Source organism: Mesorhizobium sp. AR07, from assembly GCF_024746815.1.
Classification (GTDB): domain Bacteria; phylum Pseudomonadota; class Alphaproteobacteria; order Rhizobiales; family Rhizobiaceae; genus Mesorhizobium.
Genome location: NZ_CP080525.1, coordinates 2,795,063 through 2,809,347, shown reverse-complemented (window position 1 = coordinate 2,809,347; position 14,285 = coordinate 2,795,063). Strand labels below are relative to the sequence as shown.

Below are 14,285 nucleotides of genomic sequence, written 5' to 3'. Positions count from 1 at the left end.
ACATAAACCTCAGGGTTTGGCAGCAGAAGCAACTGTTCTGGAGCCGGATACGCTCAAGCTCATGCACGGCTGGTGGCGCGCGGCGAATTACCTGTCGGTGGGACAGGTCTATCTCCTCGACAATCCGCTCCTGCGCGAACCTCTCAAACTCGAGCACGTCAAACCGCGCTTGCTCGGCCATTGGGGGACGACGCCCGGCCTGAACTTCATCTATGTCCATCTAAACCGCGTCATCAAGGCAAGGGATCTCGACGTCCTGTTCATCGCTGGTCCGGGGCACGGCGCGCCAGGTATCGTCGCAAACACCTATCTTGAAGGCACGTACAGCGAGCTCTATCCTGACATCTCCCGGGACGAGGACGGATTGCGCCGTCTTGTGCGGCAATTCTCGTTTCCGGGGGGCATTCCAAGCCATGCCGCGCCGGAGACACCCGGCTCGATCCATGAAGGCGGCGAACTCGGCTATTCGCTTGCGCATGCCCACGGCGCGGTCCTCGACAATCCCGATCTGATCGTTGCCTGCGTTGTTGGCGACGGCGAAGCCGAGACCGGGCCGCTGGCGGCATCCTGGCATTCCAACAAGTTCCTCAATCCGGCCGCCGATGGAGCGGTTTTGCCGATCCTGCACCTGAACGGCTTCAAGATCGCCAACCCGACCGTGCTGGCCCGCATATCTCCGGAGGAGTTAGAGGCTCTCCTTTGCGGCTACGGCTACGACCCGCTCTTCGTCGAAGGCGAGGAGCCGGAGATCATGCATCAGAAAATGGCGTCGGCCATGGACGAGGCCTTTCAACGGATAAAGCAGATTCAGCATGACGCGCGCAAAGGCGGCGTCTCCGCGCGCCCGCGCTGGCCGATGATCGTGCTGCGCAGCCCCAAGGGCTGGACCGGACCGAAGACTGTCGACGGCCTAAAGGCCGAGGGTTCCTGGCGTTCGCACCAGGTCCCGTTCAGCGACATGACCAAGCCTGGGCATCTGCAACTGCTCGAAGATTGGCTGCGCAGTTATCAACCGCACGAATTGTTCGATGATGACGGACGGTTGCACGCCGAGATCGCGGCGCTGGCGCCGGCGGGCAACAGGCGCATGAGCGCCAATCCGCACGCCAATGGCGGCGCCCTGAAACGCCCGCTGCGGTTGCCCGACTACACCGCCTATGCCGTTGCGGTGGCGTCTCCGGGCCAAGTGGAGGCCGAGGCGACGCGGGTGATGGGGACATTCCTGCGCGATGTGATGACGGCCAACGATGGGACCCGCAACTTTCGGGTTTTCGGGCCAGATGAGACGGCCTCCAACCGCCTCCAGGCGCTCTTTGAAGTCACCAACCGCGCCTGGGATGCGAGTGCAACGGCGGAGGACGATCATCTGGCGCCGTCCGGGCGCGTCATGGAAGTGCTCAGCGAACATCTCTGCCAGGGCTGGCTCGAAGGCTATCTGCTGACCGGGCGCCATGGATTGTTTTCCTGCTACGAGGCCTTCATCCACATCATCGATTCGATGTTCAACCAGCATGCGAAATGGCTGAAGACCTCGCGCGACGTGCCTTGGCGGCAGCCGATCGCATCCTTGAACTACCTGCTTACGTCCCATGTCTGGCAGCAAGACCACAACGGCTTCAGCCATCAGGACCCGGGCTTCATCGACCACGTCGTCAACAAGAAGGCCGATACGGTCCGCGTCTATCTGCCGCCGGATGCCAACACGCTGCTCTACGTCACCGATCACTGTCTCAGAAGCTGGGACCGGATCAACGTCATCGTCGCGGGCAAGGCGCCGGCGCCGCAATGGCTCGACATGGATGCGGCGATCAAGCACTGCTCGCAAGGCATCGGCATCTGGGAATGGGCAAGCAACGACCGCGGTGGTGAACCGGACGTCGTGATGGCCTGCGCCGGAGATGTCCCCACGGCGGAGACGCTTGCCGCGGTCGATCTGCTTCGGGGTTACATTCCGGACCTTAAGGTGCGGGTCGTCAACGTCGTCGATCTGATGACCCTGCAGCCAAAGTCCCAGCATCCGCATGGCCTCACGGACAGCGATTTCGACGCATTGTTCACAAAGGACAAGCCGGTGATCTTCGCCTATCACGGCTATCCCTGGCTCATTCATCGTCTGGCATACAAGCGCACCAATCACGACAACATGCATGTTCGTGGCTACGAGGAAGAAGGCTCGACGACGACCACGTTCGACATGGTCGTCCGCAACAGGCTAGACCGCTTCCACCTCGTAGCCGACGTAATCGACCGCGTGCCCAGGCTTGGCGCGGCGGCCGTGTACGCCAAGCAAGCGATCCGCGACAAGCTGGTCGAACACGAACGCTACATTCGAAAGCACGGCGTCGACATGCCGGAGATCCGGGACTGGCGATGGTCTGCCAATTCCTGAACACCATCGCGCAGTCAAAATGACCGGTTGAGACCAGACCGATGCTGATCCGCACACTCTCTAGCTTGGGATGTACCAGGTCGCCGGCGACAGGTCGACGCGCCAATCGTGAAGCATACGGCGCCGATAGAACCCGCTGTCGGTCATTGAGCTCTAATCTGTCCGGCCCGATAGCGAGCGCTCGGCAGCGGGCATCGGCACCCTGGCCGGAACGGGAACGGGTGCCGCCTTTGCGAGTTAAGTTATTTGAAGACAACCGCACCGGCCGCTGTTGGCCGCTTCGCAATTGTCGAAGACAGATCGGCCAAAAGCGATGAACAGGCGGCAATATCTTGTTGGCGGAGGCGCCCTAATGGTGGCCGGCGTCGGAGCAACCTGTCTCGGGCTCCTGAACATGGGTTCGATGGCGGAATACAACGCCTCCGTGGCCGCGACGCGCTCGGCACTGAAGCAAGCGCCTGGGACGATCGACTTGATCCGCTACGCGACGCTTGCGGCGAACAGCCACAACACTCAGCCGTGGCAATTCAAGATCAGTGACGTTGGAATAGAAATCGTGCCCGACATGGCGCGACAGATTGAGATCGTCGACCCGGACAATCATCATCTGTTCGCCAGTCTCGGTTGCGCGGCGGAAAACCTGGCTATCGCCAGCAGCGCGTGCGGAAAGCCCGGCGAACTCAGTTTCAGCCTGGCGGATGACGGTGCCGTGACGTTTACGTTCGGGAGCGGGCCGCCTGTCGAGCCGGCGCTGTTCGATGCGATCCCGAAGCGGCAATCAACACGTGGCGACTATAACGGCAAAGCCGTCAGCAGCCGCGACTTGCAGACGCTTTCCGGCGCAGCGGCCGTTCCGGGAGTCGATCTGGTTCTAATCACGGATCGGCCACGGATCGACCGCGTGCGCGACCTAGTCGTCGCGGGCAACAATGCGCAGATCGCCGACGCCGCATTCGTGCGGGAACTGAAGACCTGGCTGCGCTTCAGCCCCCTGCAGGCGATCTTAACCGGTGACGGTCTCTTCAGCGCATCAAGCGGCAATCCCGCCCTTCCGGAATGGCTTGGTCGGGTCATGTTCTATCTCGTCTTCAAAGCCAAAGCCGAGAACGAAAAATACGCTCGACAGCTCGCCTCTTCGGCCGGCGTCGCCGTCTTCGTCGCCCAAAAGGAAGACCGCGAGCATTGGGTTCTGGCAGGCCGCGCCTGCCAGCGTTTCGGGTTGCAGGCCACCGCGCTCGGCCTCAAGCATGCTTTCATCAACCAGCCCGTCGAAGTCGCTGGTCTGCGGCCTGAACTGGCAACGCTTGTCGGCTTGCCCGGGCGACGTTCCGACCTCGTCATGCGCTTCGGCTACGGAGCCGCGCTCCCCTTCTCGGCGCGCCGGCCGGCAGAAAGTGTAATCATATCTTGAACGCACCCGTTCTGAGCCCACCCGCATCGGCGGCACGGCTCGTGACAATCAAAGCCATTCACACTGTCGTCTGGGCGTTTTTCGTCGGATGTATCTTTGCAATCTGGGTGTTCGCCTTGCGGGGCGAATATTTCTACTCGGCGCTGTCGATCGGCGTCGTCCTGGTGGAGGTGCTCGTGCTGGTCCTGAACGGATGGCAGTGCCCCCTCACATCCGTTGCTGCGGGCTACACCGACGATCGACGCGATAACTTCGACATCTATCTTCCAGAATGGCTTGCGCGTCACAGCAAGCTGATCTTCGGGACCCTCTATGTGGCCGGGATAGCGGCCACGCTCGCGAGGTGGAGCAATGCGTCAACATAGAGGAAGGCCGCATAATGGCTGAGGATGCTCTTCTGATCAGGAAGCGGTTGCCAGCCGCTGTCTATGACCTGGCGCTGCGGGTTGGCGCCAGTCCCTAGATGCGCCGAACGACGGTCAAGCTCAGGCAAACAGGACTGATGAAACAACGGCTTGGCGCCACGTCCTGGATGTCATTTACCGCAACACAAACAATCTCCACGTCCGAATGTGCCTTCGATTGGCGGGCACGGTTTGGTCCCTTCGGTATGATCTCAGTGCGCGATGCGTTGAAGGGCGGCCAGGGGCGGTTGGATGTCATGGCGCTCGGCATCATTCCGCTCGCCCGCGCCGAGCACTCGTCGGCGCTGATGCGCGGCGAGCTGATGCGATACCTTGCCGAACTTGCCTGGGCGCCCGACGCTATTCTCTTCAATACCACGCTTCGCTGGCGTGAAGACGGTCCCGACGGGCTGGCCGTGAGCGCCGGCGTGGGAGAAACAGCGGTCGAAGTCACGCTCAGCCTCGACAGCGACGGGAGGATTGCCGGTGCCTTTGCGCCCGACAGGCCGCGTTCGGCTACGGCACCAATCCTGCCAACTCCATGGCGCGGCCGTTTCTCCGACTATCGTCATCACGGCAATATGTGGCTTCCGTTTGCCGGAGAGGTCGCCTGGGAAATCGGCGGGAGTGAAACCATCTACTGGCAGGGCCGGATCGAACGTTGGGAGGCGTCCAAGGATGGTGCTTGATCCTGCGTCAAGATCAGCGCAAGTCGCCGTCAGATGATCTATCTATGCGTTTTCCGCTCCTCCGCGCCGGTCCGGCCGTCGCTCTTCGACGGTGGCGACGAATCGAGGTACAGGAAAACTGTCTACTCACTTGCTTCTCGGCCGGACACCTGCTCGACGAGGATCCGGAAGAATGCGTGCGGCGTGCTATCTGACACCAGAGGCTCACCGGTTTGAGGGCGCCGGGCTCTCACCAGTCGGTGTGCTTGCTCAGCATCGTCCAGGCATGGTCGCGCTCGAGCTTGTGGCCTATCCGGTCAGGCAGTTCCTCATAGCGGCCATCGACAACTACGCTTTTCCAGCCCCGCCCTAAAAGCCGATGGGCGACGGCAAATTGATTTGTCGCAGATCAAGACGTTCGCAGAAACTGCAGGATAGGATAGGTTCTCTTAACCCAAGTACCTGCCATGACTGTTGCCAATGAGGTCGCCGGTTATTCCGGAACACAAATCCTGCTGCATTGGGCGATCGTTTGAGCCGCCTGCATGCTGAAAACCATCTCATATCGCGCATCGGCTGGCTGCGGGCGGCGGTGCTTGGCGCCAATGACGGCATCGTCTCGACGGCGAGCTTGATCGTTGGTGTGGCTGCGGCCAATGCTGCGGCCGCCGATGTTCTGGTTGCTGGTGTCGCCGGACTGGTCGCCGGCGCGATGTCGATGGCGGCGGGTGAATATGTTTCGGTCAGTTCTCAGTCCGACACCGAGCAAGCCGACCTCAGCCGCGAGCGCACCGAACTTGCAACGCAGCCTGCGCATTTCGCTGATTGTGAGCAGCCATTTCACGCGATCATGAGCGCTCATTTCATTTGATCGTGAGCAGGTATTTCACGCGATCATGAGCGGCCGCTTCGACCGACGTGTTGATTGATTCAGGTGTTTGGGTCTGCGTCAAGAGCTGAGCGTTGAGCGTTCTGTTTTCGCATGCTTTCTCCGGTGAGTTGAAGACGGTGAGCATTGTGGACGAGGCGGTCAAGAATCGCGTCGCCGAGCGTGGGATCGCCGATTACGTCGTGCCAGAGTTCCACGGGGATTTGGCTGGTGACGATGGTCGATGCGCGACCATGGCGATCGTCGAGGATCTCCAGGAGGTCGCGGCGCTCGGCCGCGGTGAGAACCGCCAGGCCCCAGTCGTCGAGGATGAGGAGTTGCACGCGCCCAAGCGTCTTGAGCAGGCGCCCGTAGCGTCCGTCGCCCCGCGCGAGGGCGAGCGCCTCAAAGAGCCGCGGGACGCGATGGTAAAGGACCGAACGATTGTCGCGGCAGGCTTTGTGGCCCAGAGCGCAGGCCAGCCAACTCTTGCCCAGGCCGGTTGCGCCTGTGACCAGCAAGTTCTCGTGGCGTTCGATCCAGTCGCCGGCGACGAGCCTGGCGAAGACGGCGCGGTCGATGCCGCGCGGGGTGCGCAGATCGACATCTTCCACGCAGGCGCTCTGGCGCAGCGCGGCGTTGAGCCGCGTCGTGAGCCGTTTGGTGTCGCGCTCGGCGGCTTCGCGATCGATAAGAAGCCCGATGCGCTCCTCGAACGACAGGGCATCGAGATCCGGCGATCGCCGCTGCTCCTCGAAGGCCTTGGCCATTCCGGTCAGGCCCAGAGCGATCAGCTGGTCATGGGTAGGATGGGTGAGCATTGAGATCTCCATAGTTCAGTGGAAATAGCCCTGACCGCGGATGTTGCCGTGGCGCAGGGGTTGGTGATCGGGCGCCTCGTCGAGGAAAGCGCGATCAAGGCCGTTCTTGAGGATCGAACGGATCGAGGCGACGGAGCGCGCCTTGATGAGGATGCCGCGTTGGCAGGCCGCATCGACACGTGCATTGCCGTAGCTCTTGGTCAGCGACAGAATGCCGAGACAGGTGCGAAAGCCTTGTTCGGGATGCGGCCGGTCCGCGATGACAGCCTGGAAGAAGGCGGCGGTGGAAGGACCAATCTTCTCGCCGGCGGCGATCAATCCTCCCGGCGTCCACTTGCCGTAGCGGCGATGCGCGCTCGGCATGTGATCAGCGACTGTCGTATGGCCGCGCCGGTTGGGCGCACGGGCGTGGCTGGCGATCCGCTGGCCCTTGTGGAATATCTCGACCGTCTTGTCGGCGATCCGCACATCGACGAGCTCGCGAATGAGGCGGTAGGGCGTGGAATACCAATGCCCGTCGATCTCGACGTGATAGTCGGGTGCCACGCGGCAACGCTTCCAGCGTGCAAAGACGTATGGCTGGTCCGGCAGTTCTCCCAGCTTCGGCCTGTCGATCTCGGCGAACAGCTCGGCTCGGCTGGAGCCGAAACCGCGCATCTGGCGGGCGTTGAGTTCGGCGACGAGCACGCGGATGGCGGCGTTCAGGTCCGCCAGGGAAAAGAAGCGCTGATTGCGCAGCCGCGCCAGGACCCAGCGCTGGGCAATTTGCACCGCAACTTCAACTTTGCCTTATCCTTCGGGCGTCTCGGCCTCGCCGCGAGTACCGCGGTGCCGTAGTGGCTCGCCATCTCGGCATAGGTCCGGTTGAGACCGGGGTCGTAGCGATCGGGGTTGGTGACGGCGGCCTTGAGATTATCGCAGATCACGAACTTCGGGACGCCGCCCAGAAAGGTGAAAAGGTTGGTGTGAACGCCGATCCAATCGGGCAGGCTCTCGCTCGGGCCGCTTCGGCGTAGGTATAGTTCGAGGCGCCCATCGCTGCGACGAACAGCTTCATGGCGTGCGCTTCGCCGGTGATGGGGTCGAAGATGTCGATGGTGTCGCCGGCAAAATCGACAAACACCTTCTCGCCGCCCAGGTGCGTCTGGCGCATCGTCGGGCGCGTCCGCCCTTTCCAGGCCTCGAAGGTCGTGCAGAACCAGGTATAGCCAAAGCCATCGGGATTGGCGGCGCGATACTCTTCCCACAGCAGCACCCGCGTCACGCCGCGGCGGCGCAATTCCTTCTCCACATAGCTCCAATCGGGCACCGGCCGCCGGGGGCTTTGCGATGCCGCCTTCGGCGCCGGGAAGAGGAGCAGCTCAAGCCCTTCGTCATCCATCCCTTCGGGCAGCGGCCAGCTCAGCCCGGCAAGACGGGCGCGCCGTAGATAACCATGCACGACGCCATTGCTCACCCCGAGCGTGCGCGCGATGACGCGCTCGGTCAGGCCTTGGACATGTCTTAGACGTAAAACTTCTCTGATCCGGCGCATCGACAATCTCTGGGTTGGCATCAGGCTTCCTCGTTGCAGTGACGAGGCATCCTGTAGCCGGGTTGAGATGTCGGCCGAAACGTCCACAACCTTCGAGAAGGTTGCTCACGATCCTCTGAAATCGCTGCTCACGATCCCGCGAAATCCGTGCTCACGATGCGGCGAAATCCGTGCTCACGATCGCCTGAAATACGCAACGCAGCCCGAGTTCGAGCGCGATGAACTTGCGCAAATCTATGTAGCGCGCGGGGTTGAGCCGAAATTGGCGTTGCAGGTCGCGGACCAGTTAATGGCGAACGACGCGCTTGGCGCGCACGCGCGCGACGAACTCGGTATTTCGGAGGTGACCACAGCGCGTCCGATCCAGGCGGCGCTGACCTCGGCAGCCGCATTTTCCGTTGGTGCGGCCATGCCGCTGGCGATGGTCTTGGTTTCGCCGGCCGCAAAACTTGTCGCCATTGTCTCCATTGCTTCGCTGCTGTTCCTCGCGGTGCTGGGCGCCGTCGGGGCGAAAGCCGGCGGCGCCAATGTGCTGAAGGCAACCGTTCGCGTCACATTCTGGGGTGCGCTTGCAATGGCGCTGACCGCCGGTATCGGCGCCGTCGTCGGCACTGCGGTCTAACCGGTATGAGGTGGGCGAGCGTCCTCACGACGGTAGCACCGATGCATGATGGACGGTCGCAGCTTCCGGTTCACGGGCTGCCTGCTTCAGGTTTCTATGGATCGACGGTAAATTCGGCCCACATGCCCGCCCCATAGTGGCCTGGCACGTTGCAGATAAGCAGGTATTTTCCAGCCTTAAGATCGACGGTCAGTATGCCTGTTTTGCCGGGATCGAGTTCCGATACTTCGCCCTTGTCGCCAGCCTTGTCTTCGTCGACCCGGTTCTCCGCCTCAAGGTAAGGAAGCGGCTTACCGGGATCGGCAAGGTACATCACGATCATTTCGTGAACAGTGTCCTTGGAGTCATTTTTCACATTGAATGTGACCTCCCCGGCCTTCACTGCACCGGGCAAAGCCTTAATGCCCATGGTCCCCTTGGCGAGATCGAGTCCTGGCGCGGCATAAGCGAGACCCATCGGCATCTGCACTTCCGCGCCCTTGTCCCACAGCGAGACCTGAACGAGCGTTGCGGCCTGGGTGGCAGCGGCACTGCCCGTCATCAGCATCGCGGCAGCGAGCCCAAGTGCTACCCTTCTTGATATGCCTTTCATGGCGATCTCCCTTCAGGACGGCAGCAGAAGCGCTCCATATCCCGAGCATTATTCTGTTCATGAACATCGCCCACCGTCCTTGCGCCAGATCAAACCGGGCGGCCCTATGCGCGCCTCTCGCGATTCGTCCGGGATCTGGCGATGGTGCTGCGCTGTCTGTCCTCAGCAGTCGCGAAGCCCGCTAAGCCGGGTATAACCCGTTGCTATCGACGCATTTCGGCAGCCTGAACCTAACTGTGTTGAAAAAGGTGCTTCTCCGCCCCCCGAGCGCGTGGCCACGGTGACAAGATCCCATCCTGTAGATGTCGTTGATGCGTTCATCGATCGTGCCGCCCGTCCCGGGCCTGCCCGCGTGTACGGCTACGGGTGGCCGACAGACGGCCACCGGATCTATGCGTATGCGGCTTCTGTCTGCTTTACCCCTGTCTCTATCGGCGCAGTGAGATCCAGAACCACACGGCCCTCGATCTTGCCGGCCTTGAGCCGGGTGAGGATCGCGTTGATGTCGCTCAACGGCGCCTTGGTGATCTCGGCCCGTACCTTGCCCTCGGCCGCGAAGGCAATGGCCTCGTCGAGATCGCGTCGTGTACCTACGATGGATCCGCGCAAGGTAATGCGCTTCAGCACGACGTCGAAGATCGGCGTCGGGAATTCTCCCGCCGGCAGACCGACGAGGGCGACCGTACCCTTGCGGCGCACCATGTGCACCGCCTGGGAAAAGGCCGGTGGCGAGACGGCCGTCACCAGAATGCCGTGGGCGCCGCCGCCCGTTGCCTTGAGCACCTCCGCCACTGCGTTCGGGGAGCGGGCGTCGATGGTCACGTCCGCTCCGGTCGCGCGCGCCAGAGCGAGCTTGTCCGGCGTGACGTCGAGCGCCACGACCTTGAGGCCCATTGCCTTGGCATACTGGACCGCCACATGACCGAGGCCACCTATGCCTGAAATCGCCACCCATTCGCCCGGACGTGCCTCTGTCTCCTTCAACCCCTTGTAGGTCGTGACGCCAGCGCACAGGATCGGCGCCATCTGTGCGAAATCGACACCAACTGGAAGCCGCGCGGTGAAGGCTGCCGACGCGATGACATATTCGGCGAAGCCGCCATCGCAGCTATAGCCGGTATCGTGCTGATGTTCGCACAGCGTCTCCCAACCGGTCTCGCAATATTCGCAGCTCAGGCAGGCGTCGTGCAGCCAGGCCACGCCGACCGGGTCACCCTCCTTGAAACCGGTCACACCCGGCCCGAGTGCAGCCACAACGCCCGCCACTTCATGGCCGGGGATGAAGGGCGGCACAGGCTTCACTGGCCAGTCGCCGGAGGCGGCATGCAGGTCCGTATGGCAAACACCGCAGGCGATGACCTTGACGAGCAGTTCACCTGGCCCCGGCACGGGCACCGGCACGTCCTCGATCGTAAGCGGCTTGCCGAATGCCTGTACGACGGCGGCCTTCATCGTCTTGACCATGATCCAACTCCTTTGTCGATGAAGGCAAACTAAGCATCGGCGCCGAAGGTGCTTTGACCGAAATCAATGTGCGTATCGGGGCAGGGCGTAAAGCTGGAGTTTCCGTGACCCTGGGATGTTCCCGGGCTTCAAGACAAGGAAGTTGCCATGTCCCAGCACGCCATCGAACTCGTTCGCTCCAAGGGAAATATTCCAGCCCGCTATGGCAACTTCATCGGTGGGAAATGGGTCGCGCCGTTGGACGGGCAGTATTTCACCGACTACAGCCCAATCAACGGCCAACGCCTCGTCGAGGTTGCGAAGTCGACGCCTGTGGACGTCGAAGCGGCGCTCGATGCCGCCTACAAGGCCAAGGACGGCTGGGCGCGCCTGTCGCCGGCCGAGCGGTCGCGGCTGCTCAACAAGGTCGCCGACCGCATGGAGGAGAATCTCGAGCTGCTGGCGCTGGCCGAAACGCTCGACAACGGCAAGCCGATCCGCGAGACGCGGGGCGCCGACGTGCCGCTTGCCATCGACCATTTCCGGTACTTCGCTGGTTGTATCCGCGCTGACGAAGGCTCCATTTCCACAATCGATGACGACACCATCGCCTATCACTTCAAGGAACCATTGGGTGTCGTCGGCCAGATCATTCCCTGGAACTTCCCGCTGCTGATGGCGGCTTGGAAGATTGCGCCGGCGCTTGCCGCCGGCAATTGCACGGTGATCAAGCCGGCCTCCAACACGCCGCTGACGCTGTTGATCCTTGCCGATCTCACCGCGGATATCCTACCGCCCGGCGTGCTCAATGTCATAACCGGTCCGGGCGCGTCGGTCGGTCGGGCGATCGCCGCCGATCCGCGCATTTCAAAAGTGTCGTTCACCGGCGAGACGACGACGGGAAGGCAGATCATGGGATATGCGGCCGAGCACCTCATTCCGCAGACCATGGAGTTGGGCGGCAAGTCGCCGAACATCTTCATGGCTGACGTGATGGATGCCGACGACGAATTCTTCGACAAGGCGCTGGAAGGCTTCGCGCTCTTCGCTTTCAACAAGGGCGAAGTCTGCACCTGCCCTTCGCGGGCGCTCGTCCAGGAGTCGATCTTCGACAAGTTCATGGAGCGCGCGGTGGCCCGCGTTGCAAAGATCAAGGTCGGCGATCCGCTCGATGCTTCGACGCAGATGGGCGCGCAAGCCTCCGAAGATCAGTTGACCAAGATCCTTGGCTATATCGAGATCGGCAAGCAGGAAGGCGCCAAATGCCTGACTGGCGGCGAGCGCGCTCATCTCGGTGGCGACCTGGACAAAGGCTACTTCCTGAAGCCGACCGTGTTCAGCGGCGACAACAGCATGCGGATCTTCCAAGAGGAGATTTTTGGCCCGGTCCTGTCGGTTACGACGTTCAAGACCGTCGAGGATGCGATCCGCATCGGCAATGATACCATCTACGGTCTGGGCGCCGGCGTCTGGTCGCGCAACGGCAACGACGCCTACCGGGTAGGGCGCGGCATCCAGGCCGGGCGCGTGTGGACCAATTGCTACCACGCCTATCCCGCCCACGCCGCCTTCGGCGGTTACAAAGCGTCCGGGTTCGGGCGGGAAAACCACAAGATGATGCTCGACCACTATCAGCAGACAAAGAATCTACTGGTCAGTTACTCGACCAAAGCGCTGGGATTTTTCTGAGTCTCGATCTGTCGCTGGAAGGTGGCGCTTGATGCGCCATCGTCTCGCCGCAGGAGCCACAGACGCAGCGCCGGGAAGAAGGCCGTGAATGGGGCCCAGATTTCTCAAATCGCCACCACCAGCGGATGTCGGTATCGGTGGTTGCGGGTCCCGCAACCAACGTACCTGGAATCCTGTGCCTTCAGCGTTGTCTTGCCTTTGGCAAACGTGGCTGGTCGGGTCATGCATCATTCGGAGTCCTCGCCACCAGGTTCGCCACCGAATACGAGAACATACGAAGGATATGGCCGGGCGAACCACCCGCTAACTGATTGATTTTGTTTAAGAGACCACGTCCTTCCGGACCCACCACGGCTCAGTTCGCCAAAACGCGTCGCGACGGCTGCCCCTTCGGTCATCGAGACACTCAAGGCTGCTTCTGAGTGGGATCTCTGTTGATTCCATTGTAAAATTCCGTCCGGTGGCGCTACCATCGAAGGAAAGATTTAGTATATATTTCAGTGGGTTAATTAGAATTTGGTAGCGGGAGAGGGACTTGAACCCCCGACCCCAGGATTATGATTCCCGTGCTCTAACCAACTGAGCTACCCCGCCAGGGCGGCGAAAGGCCCGAAATCCGCCTTAAATCGAAAGGCATGTCGGGGGCGTTCGCCAAGGTCGCGCGGATATAAGGTTGGGAGGGCAAGCCTGTCAAGCTTCGAAGCAACCGGCGTGCCGGCTTATTGTCATTGGCGAAAAGCTTTGCCGTGCAGACATTTGGTTGCTGCCGCCGGGGTTGAGTTCGCGGGGGCACGTCGCTATGTCTCGGCCACGAGTTTTTAGAGTTTGAAACAGATGAAGCCGCGCATTGCAGTCCTCGGTTGCGGATACTGGGGCAGCAACCACATCCGCACCCTCAAGGCGCTCGGCGCGCTGCACGCGGTCTCCGACCTCAACCGGGCTCGCGCCGAAGGCTTCGCCAGCGAGCAGGACTGCCTGGCGATCGAGCCGGAACAGCTGTTCGTTCGCGATGACATCGACGCCATCGTCATGGCGCTGCCGCCGCAATTCCATGCCGATCTTGCCGTGCGCGCCGTCGAGGGCGGCAAGGATGTGCTGGTGGAAAAGCCGATCGCGCTGACGGTCGTGGATGCCGAGCGCGCGGTGCAGGCGGCCAAGGACAATGGCCGCGTCTTCATGGTCGGCCATGTCTTGCGCTTCCATCCCGCCTTCGAGACGCTGAAAGGGCTGATCGACAAGGGCGAACTCGGCGAAGTCCGCTACATCCATTCGCACCGGCTCGGCCTCGGCAAGTTCCACACCGAAAACGATGCACTGTGGGACCTGGCACCGCATGATTTGTCGATGATCCTGGCGATCACCGGCACCGAGCCGATCGAGGTGCGCGGCGAGGGTGCGGCGCTGCTCGACAATCTCAGTGACTTCGCGCATCTGCACATGCGCTTTCCCAACGGCCTGCGCAGCCATCTCTTCACCTCGCGGCTCAATCCCTACCGCGAGCGGCGGCTGACCGTGGTCGGCACCAAGGCGATGGCGGTGTTCGACGATGTCGAGCCATGGGAACGCAAGCTTGCCGTCTACCGCCATGCGGTGTGGCAGGACAGCGGCCAGTGGGCCTTCACCACAAATGAGCCGTCCTATGTCGCGGTTGCCCAAGGCATGCCGCTGACGCGCGAGCTGGAGCATTTCATCCAGTGCATCGAGACGCGGGCCGAACCGCGCACCAGCGGCGAGGAAGCGATCAGGGTGCTGCGCATCCTGACCGCCGGCACGGTCACGCACACCAAATCCTGAGACCGTTTGGAACCTCTACTCCGGCGGCCATCCGACGGCGTCTCTAAGAG

The 14,285-nt window shown here is 61.9% G+C and carries 10 protein-coding genes, 1 tRNA gene and 3 pseudogenes; 8 read left to right on the top strand and 6 right to left on the bottom strand.

Features of this window, described 5'->3' with window-relative positions:
- The first annotated feature begins 61 nt into the window (after positions 1 to 61).
- The 4 genes from BPNPMPFG_RS14420 to BPNPMPFG_RS14405 all read left to right on the top strand — a co-directional run bounded on the left by BPNPMPFG_RS14420 (position 62) and on the right by BPNPMPFG_RS14405 (position 4,893).
- Positions 62 to 2,389, top strand: coding sequence for a phosphoketolase family protein (locus BPNPMPFG_RS14420; protein ID WP_258596757.1), 2,328 nt, complete (start codon positions 62 to 64; stop codon positions 2,387 to 2,389).
- A gap of 352 nt (positions 2,390 to 2,741) precedes the next feature.
- Positions 2,742 to 3,800, top strand: coding sequence for an Acg family FMN-binding oxidoreductase (locus tag BPNPMPFG_RS14415; RefSeq protein ID WP_319945993.1), 1,059 nt, complete (start codon positions 2,742 to 2,744; stop codon positions 3,798 to 3,800).
- On the top strand, positions 3,797 to 4,165 hold the full coding sequence (locus tag BPNPMPFG_RS14410; RefSeq protein ID WP_258596090.1) for a hypothetical protein: 369 nt from the start codon (positions 3,797 to 3,799) through the stop codon (positions 4,163 to 4,165). Before BPNPMPFG_RS14415 ends, BPNPMPFG_RS14410 begins: the two co-directional genes overlap by 4 nt.
- 137 nt (positions 4,166 to 4,302) lie before the next feature.
- Positions 4,303 to 4,893, top strand: coding sequence for a DUF6920 family protein (locus tag BPNPMPFG_RS14405; RefSeq protein ID WP_258596089.1), 591 nt, complete (start codon positions 4,303 to 4,305; stop codon positions 4,891 to 4,893).
- Positions 4,894 to 5,015: 122 nt separating this feature from the next.
- Here BPNPMPFG_RS14405 and BPNPMPFG_RS14400 read toward each other — a convergent pair.
- Positions 5,016 to 5,242: pseudogene (locus BPNPMPFG_RS14400) on the bottom strand (pyridoxamine 5'-phosphate oxidase family protein); the annotation flags it as partial.
- 162 nt (positions 5,243 to 5,404) lie between these two features.
- Between BPNPMPFG_RS14400 and BPNPMPFG_RS14395 the strand changes: the two are divergent.
- Positions 5,405 to 5,683: pseudogene (locus BPNPMPFG_RS14395) on the top strand (VIT1/CCC1 transporter family protein); the annotation flags it as partial.
- A gap of 119 nt (positions 5,684 to 5,802) precedes the next feature.
- Here the strand turns inward: BPNPMPFG_RS14395 and istB are convergent.
- Entirely contained in the window at positions 5,803 to 6,561 is a 759-nt protein-coding gene (gene istB / locus BPNPMPFG_RS14390) for an IS21-like element helper ATPase IstB (protein WP_258596088.1), read from the bottom strand.
- 15 nt (positions 6,562 to 6,576) lie between these two features.
- Positions 6,577 to 8,116 (bottom strand): annotated as a pseudogene (istA, locus tag BPNPMPFG_RS14385) (IS21 family transposase).
- Between istA and BPNPMPFG_RS14380 the strand changes: the two are divergent.
- Positions 8,034 to 8,717, top strand: coding sequence for a VIT1/CCC1 transporter family protein (locus BPNPMPFG_RS14380; RefSeq protein WP_258596087.1), 684 nt, complete (start codon positions 8,034 to 8,036; stop codon positions 8,715 to 8,717). The pseudogene istA and the gene BPNPMPFG_RS14380 sit on opposite strands and share 83 nt — an antisense overlap.
- 94 nt (positions 8,718 to 8,811) lie before the next feature.
- On the opposite strand, the gene BPNPMPFG_RS14375 is transcribed toward BPNPMPFG_RS14380, so the two are convergent.
- Positions 8,812 to 9,309, bottom strand: coding sequence for a cupredoxin domain-containing protein (locus tag BPNPMPFG_RS14375; RefSeq protein ID WP_258596086.1), 498 nt, complete (start codon positions 9,307 to 9,309; stop codon positions 8,812 to 8,814).
- Between the two features lie 390 nt (positions 9,310 to 9,699).
- Positions 9,700 to 10,773 carry an alcohol dehydrogenase AdhP gene (gene adhP, locus BPNPMPFG_RS14370; protein WP_258596085.1) on the bottom strand — a complete coding sequence of 358 codons (1,074 nt, stop codon included), beginning with the start codon at positions 10,771 to 10,773 and terminating at the stop codon, positions 9,700 to 9,702.
- A 147-nt stretch (positions 10,774 to 10,920) separates the two neighbouring features.
- Between adhP and BPNPMPFG_RS14365 the strand changes: the two genes are divergently transcribed.
- Positions 10,921 to 12,441, top strand: coding sequence for an aldehyde dehydrogenase family protein (locus BPNPMPFG_RS14365; RefSeq protein WP_258596084.1), 1,521 nt, complete (start codon positions 10,921 to 10,923; stop codon positions 12,439 to 12,441).
- 517 nt (positions 12,442 to 12,958) lie between these two features.
- Here BPNPMPFG_RS14365 and BPNPMPFG_RS14360 read toward each other — a convergent pair.
- Positions 12,959 to 13,035: transfer RNA gene (locus tag BPNPMPFG_RS14360), tRNA-Met, on the bottom strand.
- Between the two features lie 240 nt (positions 13,036 to 13,275).
- Here BPNPMPFG_RS14360 and BPNPMPFG_RS14355 point away from each other — a divergent pair.
- On the top strand, positions 13,276 to 14,235 hold the full coding sequence (locus BPNPMPFG_RS14355; protein WP_258596083.1) for a Gfo/Idh/MocA family protein: 960 nt from the start codon (positions 13,276 to 13,278) through the stop codon (positions 14,233 to 14,235).
- Positions 14,236 to 14,285: the final 50 nt, after the last annotated feature.

Coding starts and splice junctions, on each gene's coding strand:
- BPNPMPFG_RS14420 (WP_258596757.1), top strand. CDS start 62: ATGCACGGCTGGTGGCGCGCGGCGAATTACCTGTCGGTGGGACAGGTC.
- BPNPMPFG_RS14415 (WP_319945993.1), top strand. CDS start 2,742: ATGGTGGCCGGCGTCGGAGCAACCTGTCTCGGGCTCCTGAACATGGGT.
- BPNPMPFG_RS14405 (WP_258596089.1), top strand. CDS start 4,303: ATGAAACAACGGCTTGGCGCCACGTCCTGGATGTCATTTACCGCAACA.
- istB (WP_258596088.1), bottom strand. CDS start 6,561: ATGCTCACCCATCCTACCCATGACCAGCTGATCGCTCTGGGCCTGACC.
- BPNPMPFG_RS14380 (WP_258596087.1), top strand. CDS start 8,034: ATGACGCGCTCGGTCAGGCCTTGGACATGTCTTAGACGTAAAACTTCT.
- BPNPMPFG_RS14375 (WP_258596086.1), bottom strand. CDS start 9,309: ATGAAAGGCATATCAAGAAGGGTAGCACTTGGGCTCGCTGCCGCGATG.
- adhP (WP_258596085.1), bottom strand. CDS start 10,773: ATGGTCAAGACGATGAAGGCCGCCGTCGTACAGGCATTCGGCAAGCCG.
- BPNPMPFG_RS14365 (WP_258596084.1), top strand. CDS start 10,921: ATGTCCCAGCACGCCATCGAACTCGTTCGCTCCAAGGGAAATATTCCA.
- BPNPMPFG_RS14355 (WP_258596083.1), top strand. CDS start 13,276: ATGAAGCCGCGCATTGCAGTCCTCGGTTGCGGATACTGGGGCAGCAAC.